This window comes from Pseudomonas cichorii, from assembly GCF_019719005.1.
Classification (GTDB): Bacteria; Pseudomonadota; Gammaproteobacteria; order Pseudomonadales; family Pseudomonadaceae; genus Aquipseudomonas; species Aquipseudomonas cichorii_E.
Window position 1 is genome coordinate 57,478 of record NZ_JAIGPJ010000033.1, and the last position, 10,396, is coordinate 67,873.

A 10,396-nucleotide genomic window follows, 5' to 3' on the forward strand; every position below is an offset into this window, starting at 1 on the left:
GTCCTTTAAGCACACGCGACGACGGTGAAACAAAAACTCAGTAGCGACTGTCCTGATAGCGGTAATACGCGCCCACCAGAGGCAGAAACCACGGCTTGCCAAAGTGGCCGGGAATCGCTGGCCAGCTCAGGTCGCGCCAGGGGTTGGCCTGTGCCTTGCCTTCCATGACCTCTGCCATGACCTGGCCCATGTGTACCGACATCTGTACGCCATGGCCGCTGTAGCCCATCGAGTAGAAAACCCCGTCATGCTCGCCTGCGCGGGGCAGACGGTCGGAGGTCATGTCCACCAGCCCGCCCCAGCAGTAATCGATCTTCACGTGGGCCAGTTGCGGGAACATCTGCACCATGGCCGCCTGCAGCACCTTGCCGCTCTTGGCATCCGAGCTGCTGTTGGACATCGCAAAGCGCGCACGACCGCCAAACAGCAAACGGTTATCAGGCGTAAGACGGAAATAGTTGCCGATCAGACGGCTGGTGACATAGGCACGCTGGTTGGGGAACAGACGATTGATCAGTTCCTGAGGCAGCACTTCGGTGGCAATCACGAAACTGCCCACCGGAACGATCCGGCGCCGATACCAGCCCAGCCCGCCGTGCTGGCAAGCGCCAGTGGCCAGCAACACTTGCCCGGCCTGGATCGAACCCTTGGAGGTGTTGACCACAAAGCCGTTGCCGCTGGCTTTCCAGTCCTTGACCAGAGCGTCCTGATAAACGCGAGCGCCATGGCGCACCGCCGCATCGGCCAGCCCCACGCCAAAACGACCGACATGAATCTGCACGCCGTTGCGCTGCAACAGGCCGCCGTGGAACTCGGCCGAGTCGATCTCGGCGCGCACATCCTGAGCCGAGAGCAACTCGACATCGGCATCCACTTCACGCCGGATCAGCTCGCAGGTACGGGCCAGCCCCTCATAATGACCGGGCTTGGCGGCCAGCTTGAGCTTGCCGTTGCGCTTGATGTCACAGGCGATGTTCTCCTGCTCGATCACATCGACAACGCTCTGCACCGCGCTTTCATACGCCTTGTAATACTCGCGGGCCTGTTCGGCACCCAGGCTCTGGCTCAGGGATGCATAGTCCTGGGCAACGCCGGTGTTGCACTGCCCGCCATTGCGCCCGGACGCTTCGCCGATCACCCGGCCCGCTTCCAGAACCACCACACTGGCACCTTTCAAGGCCAAGGCACGAGCTGCCGCGAGTCCGGTAAAACCGCCCCCGACAATCACCACATCTGCCCGCCCCTCCACCGCACCTTCGCAGGCACCGGTAAAGGCCGGAGCAGTATCGAGCCAGTAGGACTCACTGTGCATCTCGTTCTCCTTGTTGCTTACAGGGTTTGAAGCACCTTGAAAATGCCGCTCTTACAGACCGACCAGCCCGGCCAGACCGCCGATGTCCGGGATCTGGTGATACTCATAGAAACTGTTGGCCGGCTGTTCGTGGCCTCGGGCCACAAATGCCTTGTTCCTGATCTTCATGTCATGGGCTGAAAACAGGTCGTAACGGAAACTCGAAGACACATGCAAAATGTCTTCCGGGCCACAGCCGAGGTTGTCGAGCATGAACTCGAACGCTGCCAGACGCGGCTTGTAGACCTGAGCCTGTTCGGCAGTGAAAACCTTGTGGAAAGGAGCGCCGAGCTTGTCGACGTTGGACATGATCTGGCTGTCGCTGGCGTTGGAGAAAATCACCAGAGGGATCTTGTCGGCAATCTTCGCCAGACCGGCCGGCACATCAGCGTGCGGACCCCAGGTTGGAACGGCGTCGTAGTAAATCTGGCCTTCGCCACGGTACTCGACGTTCCAGCGTTTGCAGGTACGTGCCAGAGCGACCTTCAGGATTTCGTCATACGGCATCCACTCACCCATGACCTGATCCAGGCGATAGGCCGAAAAGTCTTTCACGAACTGGTCCATCTGCTCGACGGGAACACGGTCGGCAAACAGCTCGCGGGTCATGGTGCCCATATGGAAGTTGGTCAACGTGCCGTAGCAGTCGAACGTAATGAATTTTGGTCGAAGAAAGCTCATTTTGTGCGGTCCTGAAGTTCGTTGAGGTCATGGCAAGACGTGCAATCAAACCGCTCGAAACGATCGTTGATGCACGCTGAAGCACACCCTCATTACAACACCGTGAAATCAGCATATGGCGTTAAAAGTGCTGGCTGCTTGATAGAAAGCACCGTTTTAAGGTTCGCGCTCAGCAGACTTTGCGGGGCGCTCCAGCCTTGGGCAAACCCCGGTTTCAGGCGCTTTTATGACCCTTTTCGGGGCGCTATCGCTCAAACACGGGGGTTTGCGCCGCAGAAACTGCGTTTTGGCGGGGGTTATGGTTTTTCGCGAATGAATTCGCTCCTACGCGGGCCCGGTAGGTAGCGAATTCATTCGCGGGCGCTTCCCCTACAGGAAGCGCCCGCCCGATAAAGCCTTGAAACGATCAGCCAGCGATATCGATCAACACACTCTTGAATCGCAGGTTGGCTTCAAATGCTTCCTTGCCCAGGTCCTTGCCGATCCCGGAACGCTTGTAGCCTCCAGTCGGCAGGATGTAATCGTTGCTGCGGCCATAACGGTTCACCCAGACCGTCCCGGCTTCCAGGCGACGAATCAGGCGCAGGGCACGGTTCAGGTCCGCCGTGTGCAGCCCGGCTGCCAGCCCATAAGTGTCGTGCCCGGCCAGGCTCAAGGCCTGTTCTTCATCATCGAACGCCTGAATGGTCAGCACCGGGCCGAAGACTTCCTCACAAACGGCCGGGTTCCGGTTGTCCAGCCCTGTCAGCAAGGTCGGTTGGTAATAAGCGCCACCCAGGCCCTCGAACAGACCACCACCGGTCAACACTTCAGCACCCGCTTCACGGGAGCGCTGCACGATGTTGTCGATGCGCGACGCCTGCAAACGGGAAATGATCGGTGACAAGGTGCTCTCCGGCGACCAGGTCGGGCCGGGACGCAGTTCCTTGAAGTACGCCTGAAGGTGCTCGACAAAAGGAGCCATGATCGAACGCTCGATAATCAGCCGCGAACCCGACACACAGACTTGCCCGGCGTTACCGGTAATGGCCAGGGCAACGGTGCGTGCCGTCTTGGCGATATCCGGAATATCCGCGAAAACCAGTTGCGGGCTTTTGCCGCCCAGTTCCAGGGTCACTGGCTTGGGGCCTACCAGCGCGCAGGTGGACATGATGCTCGACCCGGTCGCCGTCGAGCCGGTAAAGGTCACTTTCGAGACCAGCAGATGCCGACACAACGCATCGCCGGTGGTGCGGCCATCACCCTGAACCACGTTGAAGATCCCGGCGGGAATCCCAGCCTTCACCGCCAGCTCGGCATAACGCAAGGCAGAAAACGGCGTCAGCTCCGAAGGCTTGAGCACCACGGCATTACCTGCCGCCAAAGCGGGCGCGACTTTCCATGACGCCATGCTCAGCGGGAAATTCCACGGCGCGATGGCCGCGATCACGCCGTAAGGTTCGGCAATCTGCATGCCCAGCCGATCAGTCTGGGTCGCCGCGACCTCACCGCCGTGCTTGTCCGCCAGTTCGGCGAAGAAGCGAATGCCTTCGGCCACATAAGGAATGTCCCAGGCCAGCACATCTTTGTGCGGGCGCGTAGAACCCACCGCTTCCAGCGGCCCCAGAACAGCGCCGTCGGCCTCGATCAAATCGGCCCAGCGACGCATGACGCGGGCACGCTCCCGTGGCGGACGACTGGCCCAATCGCTGCGCTTGAATGCCTGCCAGGCATTGCTCACGGCTTCATCCACCAGCGCGGCATCGGCAATCGGCAGCTCGGCATAGACCTGGCCATCGGAGGGACGCGACACCTCCATACCCGATTGCGCATCACGGTACTGGCCGGCAATGAAATGAGCGCTGCGCACAGCAATGACACGAGGATCGAAGCTATCCATGAAGGACTCCAGCCAATGAAAAGCGAGGTGTCCATGCTAGAAAAAAACCGCAAGCATTTGCTGCCGACCTTTTACCCCGTTTAAGAAGTAACTGCGGTCTGGAGCGCTTGCGATTATGGAATCTGCCGAATGCTTGCAGCCCTCTTGTCACCCTTGCCCACAGGTGGGATACAGCAAGCCTGCCGCAGACTTTTATCGCTTGTGCATCCCTTTTCACGGAGATACCTCATGCTCGCTCAACAACGCATCGACTATGAATATCGCCCCATGACCGCAGACGATGTCGGTCATGCCCATAACCTGTCCCTGGACCTGAAATGGCCGCACCGGCTGGAAGACTGGGCCATGCTGCAACGTGTCGCCCAAGGCTTTGTGGCGATCCATAACGGCCGGCTGATCGGCAGCGCCTTTGCCTGTCACCAAGGCGACTACTCCACCATCGGGCTGGTGATTGTCAGCGACGACTATCAAGGCAAAGGCATCGGACGCAAGCTGATGGAAATGGCGGTGGGCAGCGTCGCGCCGCGTACCGCCGTCCTGAATGCCACGCTGGCTGGCGCGCCGCTGTACGCCAAGATGGGCTTCGTCAGTTTTGGCGAAGTCGAGCAACGTCAGGGCCAGGCACAAGTGCCGTCTTCAACCCCATTGAAAGCCGGCGAACACTGCCGCCCATTGACCGATGCAGACCACCCGCGCGCGCTGGAACTGGCCAATGCCGGCAGCGGGCTGGATCGCACAGTCACGCTGGGCGATGTGCTGAACAACGTCGAACATGCCGTGGGCATCGAGCGTGACGGCCAGCTCCAGGCTTTCGCCATCATGCGACCTTTTGGTCGTGGCCTGTGCATCGGCCCGCTGATTGCCCAAGACGTCGAGCAGGCCAGACACCTGATCGAACAACTGCTTGCCAAGGTGCCTTACGCCTTTGTCCGCATCGATATCCCGGTGGACAGCGGCCTGCCGCAATGGCTGGAAGAAGCCGGCCTCAAGCGCGTGGACAGCGTGACCTGCATGAGCATGGGGCCCGTACCGCAGCCGTCCCAAGGCGTTCGTCAATTTGCCCTTATCACTCAGGCCATCGGCTAGATTTCTGGAGATTCAGTCCACATGTCACACCCAACCGCCTTGTTGCTGGCACGTGCCGATAACAGCCCTGTAGACACCGAATTCACCAGCGGCCCGCTGAACTCGAGCGACCCGTTTGCCAGGCAGCGCCGCATTGCCTTCATCGATGGCCAAGGCATTGCTGCTGGCCTGGTGAACCTCAGCGAATCGTTGAGCGTGGAGGATTACCCCTACACCGAAATGCTGGTGGTGCACCGTGGCGCAATCACCCTGCGCTCGGGCGACAGCAGCATCACTGTCAGCCCGGGCGAAAGCGCCGTGATCGGGTGCGGCACCGATCTGCAAATCGAAGCACAACCGAACAGCCAGTGGGCATTCTGCGCCGCGACCCAGGCCACAGGCCCGGATAAACCCGGCATCACGTTGATTGAGCAGTACGCGCCGCTTACCCCGTCGTCACCACCGGAAGCCAGCATCCTGATCGGCACGGCACCACAATGTCGCAGCAACAACATCTTCGAGGACACCGCCAGTACCTTGCGCATCGGCGTCTGGGATTCAACCCCTTACGAACGCTTCGCACGACCACACAAGATCCACGAACTGATGCACCTGATCGAAGGCAAAGTGGACCTGCAACTGGAAGGCGGCCCGACCCTGAACGTAAAGCCGGGCGACACCGTATTTGTCGCCCAGGGCGCGCCGTGCAAATGGACCAGTACAGTGTATGTACGCAAGTTTTATGCAGTGACGTGACATTGAAAACAGGCGCTCTTCACTTTATTGAAGGGCGCTGCAACACTTTTGAAACAAAAAGACTTATTACTTTATTTTTTCAGAAAGTATTTTATCGGCTACCGCTTTTGTAGCGCCCATGATACAAACCTTGCCGTGGATAGAGTGATGCTGAATATTCATATCAGCATCGGCACAGGGAAATGTGCATGTTTTATTGCCCGCTGGTTACCCCGCACTCTTCTCGCCTCTGATTCCATACTTGCAACAGCATGAAAACCCGGCATGACGGCGGGCCATCGCTTATTTTCATATGCACCTACAACAAGAAGTTGACACTTTTACTCAAGGAGCTTTACTGCTATGAAACTTTCAAAACTGCTATTGTCCTCCCTCGCACTGGCCACAATGGCTGTCGCTGCAACGGCACACGCGGGCCCACCGGTTACTGTGACATTCAAGAACCTGGGAACTGCAGCAGCCGAAAACAAGATCGTCACCACCAATGAAAGATCGACTCAGCTATACGCAAAAGAGCCGATCGATGCCATTGTCGCTGCAGGTGGCTCTGATACCTATGTTGTACAAACCGCTTTGCCCGACTCAGGTTATGCCAGCGTTCGCTACGCCATCGGGACAAAGGTCTGTGTATTTTCAACGACCTTCATCAACACCATTTCAAGCGGTGGCGTGAAGGTGCCGCAATGGACCCGCACAGCGACGCCTAGCGGTGGCGCGGTTTGTACAGCGACCTCTAGCGTCACCAACCTGTCCACCTACGCCTGGTCTGCCGAATTCACCATGAAATAAGGCTGGACACGTGTGCATCAGTGCCTGATGCACACGTTCCTGCGATAAAGCTAAAGCTTGCGCGTCCCAGGCCGACACAATGACGATAGAACCACGGATAGGGTCCCCGCTGCGAGGAAGCACATATGATCGATACCAACTCCATCTCGTCTTTTCTTGCCAGCAACACGATCAAGACCGTCGCCAAAACGGCTTCCGTGGCCCCCGTCACTGTCGACGCGAAAGAGCTGTCTTCAAAAACGGAAAACTCGGACACAGCAACACTCTCAACCCTGGCCAAACAGTTGAATGACAGTGCAGCTCGAGCCGAGTCTCGCGATTCGACACTGGGTAGCAAAGCGCTGGGTAAACTGGCCACCAGCATCATTTACAAGATCGCGGGCACCGAATACTACGAGAAGCGGGAAATTCACGATGCCGAAGTTCCGGACACCGATGATCCCGAACTGCTGGAAAGAGCCAAACAGGCGACACAATTCAAAAACGGTACAGGCGCAAATCCTTTTGCCAGCTTGTCCCAGGATCAGTTGCGGTTAATCATCTACGATGAAAGCGGTGATTACACCATCAACGAGCGAAATGCAGCCTTTTCCGAAAACACCGACCGTGAACAAGTATGGAAAAGGGCTATTGCCAAACAATACGTAGATGAATACAACGAAACCGGCAAGAGCACCAACACACTGGTCGAAATGCTCGCGCATTACAACGATCTTCCGCCGATAGAAAAAGCACAATATCCCAGTAACTATGTGGCCAATCTGACATCGGGCGACAGTTCGGCCCTGGATATTTTCAATAGCGGGAAGAACAGTGCAGCCAGCGCATCGGACAATAAAACAGTCTAAGCAGGCAATCATGCATACAGGCACATTGCCTGTACCGGTTTCATGTAGTGAACGTTAGCTAACACTGGCAAACGGCATCCATCCCGTTTACGCTCTCGACTCAGCGCACGGGACGCGCAACTCTGTGAATGGATGCCATGCAAGACAAACGCAACTCATATGAGCACTTCAGTGCCGATGAGGAAGACGCGGCGCATTACGTGCGACGCCACCCATCGACCTCTTCGTCGTTCTACCGCAATCTCTTGGCCTTGCTGGTCTTCATGGCCCTGAGCAGCTATGGCGTACTGCATTACAGTGGTGTCTTGCGACTGATCGCTAACAACTCCGCATCGCCCCCGATTCACAAGGTCACGCAGACCACTGTCTCTCCCGCACCGGCTCAAACCTCACAACGCCCCCAACCGCTGGCCGATTGCATAGGCCCGGATAATGTCATAGACGAAGCCGTTGCAACCTGCCGCTTTGGCCAGTTCCCCCGGGCGACCCAGAACCATGAAGCCCAAGGCATGGTGTCCGACAGGTTCATGGCGCAATACATGGCCGACCAGCAAGCACCACAAGCCGGGCGCGCCAGCATGGAAAGCGTTGAATGGGCGACGGTGAACCAATGGGATAAAAAACGCACCTACCGGGCGGTCTGGAGCATCACCGACAACCGCATCGAAGGCAGCAGCGTCTGCACCAACTGGCCCAGAGGCTCGATCGAATACCGCGAATGCCGAAAAGGCGCGAAGGTGTATTTCAGAGAGCAATGCAAAAGCTGGAGCCGACAGTGGGACAGAAGCCATGCAGGCTCAAGCAAAGCTGCGCAGCAACGTTATTGCAGCGCGGGGGAAGGGTTCAATCCGTTGGGATGAACCCTGTTTTGCCGCGTGTCAGACTTTCAGCTTGCGTGAAAGGAAATCGCGAATGTACCCGGCGACCTCCGGTGCATGCGTTTCCAGAGCGAAGTGGCCAGCGTCCAGAAGATGCACTTCGGCAGTCGGGATATCCTTGCGATACGCCTCGGCTCCTGGCGGGATAAAGGCCGGGTCATGCTTGCCCCAGACAGCCAGCAATGGCGGCTGGTGTTTGCGCAGGTACTGCTGGAACGCAGGATAAGCGGCCACGTTGCTGCGATAGTCAAGTATCAGGTCGAGCTGGATCTCCTCCGCGCCAGGTCGTGCCATATAAAAGATGTCCAGGTTATATCCGTCTGGTGACAGCTTCTTCAAATCAGAGCCCGTGCCGTATTGCCAGTCACGAATCGTTTCCGGCGATAACGAAGCACGGCAGGCCTCGCGGTTGGCCGCCGTAGGCTCGCGCCAATAGGTTTGCCAAGGCCCCCATTGATCGCTGAAACCTTCCATGTAGGCATTGCCGTTCTGGCTGATGATGGCCGTGACTTTTTCCGGGTTGGCAACGGCGAGACGCAGGCCTGTGGGCGCGCCGTAGTCGAAAATGTAGAGGCTGTATTTCTTCAGTCCCAAGGCCTCGGTAAAGCCTTCGATCACCTTGTAGAGGTTTTCAAAGGTGTAATCGAACTGACCGCGCGGCGGTGCTTTGGTGTTACCGAAACCTGGCAGGTCTGGCGCGATCAATCGATACTTATTCGCCAGCAACGGCATCAGGTTACGGAACATGTGGCTGGAGCTGGGAAAGCCGTGCAACAGCAACAATACCGGCGCATCCTTGGGGCCTGCTTCGCGATAGAACACATCGACCTCGCCGACCTTTTGCGTGTTGAACGTAATACGCGAGGCATCATCAACCGGCAAAGCGCTCTCTTTGGCCGCAGAACCCTTACCGGAGAGTCCGGCAGCGCTGACTGCCGAAACAGCTATTGCCGAAGCAGCACCCACTGCAGAGGCCATGAGGATTTTGCGCCGGCTGACATCCAGCGTGTCGCTGCCTGACTGGGAGTTGGAGTGGTTCATGGTTAAACCTCAAACAGAATGAAATTGAGGTCCATACTAGGCATTGCGTTATTCGCCGAGAATCACCACAAACCTCAATTCACTGTTTCAGTTAATGCAATGCTGACAGGACACCTATGGACCGAATCCAGGAAATGACACTTTTCTCAGCCGTGGCGGAGCAATCCAGCTTCGCCAGCGTGGCTCGCCATTTCGGTCTTTCTACCGCCACAGTGACACGTGCAATCGCCCAACTGGAAAGCCGCCTGGGGGTTCTGCTGGTCGTGCGCACAACCCGAAGCCTGCGCCTCACAGAAGCTGGGCAACGTTTTGCCATGGACTGTCGCCGGTTGCTTGCCGACCTTGATGAAGCGCAAAGCGCAGCGGCAGGCGTCCACACGACTCCCAGCGGCCTGCTGACGGTCACGGCACCGCAGATGTTTGGCGCGTTGCATGTCACGCCGGTGCTGACTCGCTTCCTTGGCCAACACCCCACCGTAGACATCCGCGCCACTCTGGTAGATCGAGTCGTCCACATGCTCGATGAAGGCGTCGACGTAGCCATACGAATCGGAGCCCTGCCCGATTCGTCACTGACCGCTATTCCTGTAGGCAGCGTGCGGCGCATGGTCTGTGCATCCACAGCCTATCTGTCGGCACATGGCGCCCCGCAACACCCTGACGATCTGCGGCGACATTCGACCATTTCAACATCCGCTTCCGAACGCCCACCCAAGTGGGCTTTCCGGGTCGAGGGGCGTGATCACTCGGTAGACGTCGGTTCAAGGCTGCACCTGACGTCCTTCAACGCCGCCATCAGCGCAATGATGCAGAACTGGGGGCTGACTCAGGTGCCGTCGTACCAGATACGCGAGCACCTGCAGAATGGAAGCATCGAATGCGTGCTGGAAGCATTTGAAATCGCTCCGGAACCCGTGCACGTGGTCTATCTGGAAGGCCGTCGTAGCTCATCCAAAGTGCGCGCCTTCGTAGACTTCTGCGTCGAGGCTCTGAGGCAGGATCTGGGGTTTGAGCGCTGAAGGGCTTCGCGACTGAAGTCGCTCCTTGTATGTTGATCTGCACCCAACGAGAGAGGCTAGGCTTGGAGGGTGATATCAACAAGATGTGT

Annotated in this window: 10 protein-coding genes; 6 read left to right on the forward strand and 4 right to left on the reverse strand. The window is 57.8% G+C overall.

What is annotated here, in order from left to right; genetic code table 11:
* Positions 1 to 37: 37 nt before the first annotated feature.
* The 3 genes from K5D32_RS20495 to K5D32_RS20505 all read right to left on the reverse strand — a co-directional run bounded on the left by K5D32_RS20495 (position 38) and on the right by K5D32_RS20505 (position 3,911).
* Positions 38 to 1,312, reverse strand: a complete 1,275-nt coding sequence (locus K5D32_RS20495) for an FAD-binding oxidoreductase (protein WP_221537299.1) — start codon at positions 1,310 to 1,312, stop codon at positions 38 to 40.
* Positions 1,313 to 1,363: 51 nt separating this feature from the next.
* The gene (locus tag K5D32_RS20500; RefSeq protein WP_221537298.1) at positions 1,364 to 2,032 is read right to left on the reverse strand and encodes a haloacid dehalogenase type II; all 669 of its coding nucleotides are present in this window, start codon (positions 2,030 to 2,032) and stop codon (positions 1,364 to 1,366) included.
* A 406-nt stretch (positions 2,033 to 2,438) separates the two neighbouring features.
* Positions 2,439 to 3,911, reverse strand: a complete 1,473-nt coding sequence (locus K5D32_RS20505) for an aldehyde dehydrogenase (protein ID WP_221601610.1) — start codon at positions 3,909 to 3,911, stop codon at positions 2,439 to 2,441.
* 228 nt (positions 3,912 to 4,139) lie between these two features.
* Between K5D32_RS20505 and K5D32_RS20510 the strand changes: the two genes are divergently transcribed.
* The 5 genes from K5D32_RS20510 (at position 4,140) to K5D32_RS20530 (ending at position 8,229) form a co-directional block, all read left to right on the forward strand.
* On the forward strand, positions 4,140 to 4,997 hold the full coding sequence (locus tag K5D32_RS20510) for a GNAT family N-acetyltransferase (RefSeq protein WP_221594301.1): 858 nt from the start codon (positions 4,140 to 4,142) through the stop codon (positions 4,995 to 4,997).
* Positions 4,998 to 5,018: 21 nt separating this feature from the next.
* Positions 5,019 to 5,732 carry a cupin domain-containing protein gene (locus K5D32_RS20515; RefSeq protein ID WP_221601612.1) on the forward strand — a complete coding sequence of 238 codons (714 nt, stop codon included), beginning with the start codon at positions 5,019 to 5,021 and terminating at the stop codon, positions 5,730 to 5,732.
* Between the two features lie 342 nt (positions 5,733 to 6,074).
* Positions 6,075 to 6,521, forward strand: a complete 447-nt coding sequence (locus K5D32_RS20520; protein ID WP_221578157.1) for a hypothetical protein — start codon at positions 6,075 to 6,077, stop codon at positions 6,519 to 6,521.
* Between the two features lie 125 nt (positions 6,522 to 6,646).
* The gene (locus K5D32_RS20525; protein ID WP_221578156.1) at positions 6,647 to 7,369 is read left to right on the forward strand and encodes a hypothetical protein; all 723 of its coding nucleotides are present in this window, start codon (positions 6,647 to 6,649) and stop codon (positions 7,367 to 7,369) included.
* 263 nt (positions 7,370 to 7,632) lie between these two features.
* Entirely contained in the window at positions 7,633 to 8,229 is a 597-nt protein-coding gene (locus K5D32_RS20530) for a hypothetical protein (RefSeq protein WP_221578210.1), read from the forward strand.
* A gap of 18 nt (positions 8,230 to 8,247) precedes the next feature.
* Here the strand turns inward: K5D32_RS20530 and K5D32_RS20535 are convergent, their stop codons facing one another.
* A complete protein-coding gene (locus K5D32_RS20535) occupies positions 8,248 to 9,129 on the reverse strand; it encodes an alpha/beta fold hydrolase (RefSeq protein ID WP_221601618.1) in 882 nt (293 codons plus the stop codon).
* Positions 9,130 to 9,404: 275 nt separating this feature from the next.
* On the opposite strand from K5D32_RS20535, the gene K5D32_RS20540 reads away from it, so the two are divergent.
* Positions 9,405 to 10,307 carry a LysR substrate-binding domain-containing protein gene (locus K5D32_RS20540; protein ID WP_221601614.1) on the forward strand — a complete coding sequence of 301 codons (903 nt, stop codon included), beginning with the start codon at positions 9,405 to 9,407 and terminating at the stop codon, positions 10,305 to 10,307.
* The last annotated feature ends 89 nt before the right edge of the window (positions 10,308 to 10,396 follow it).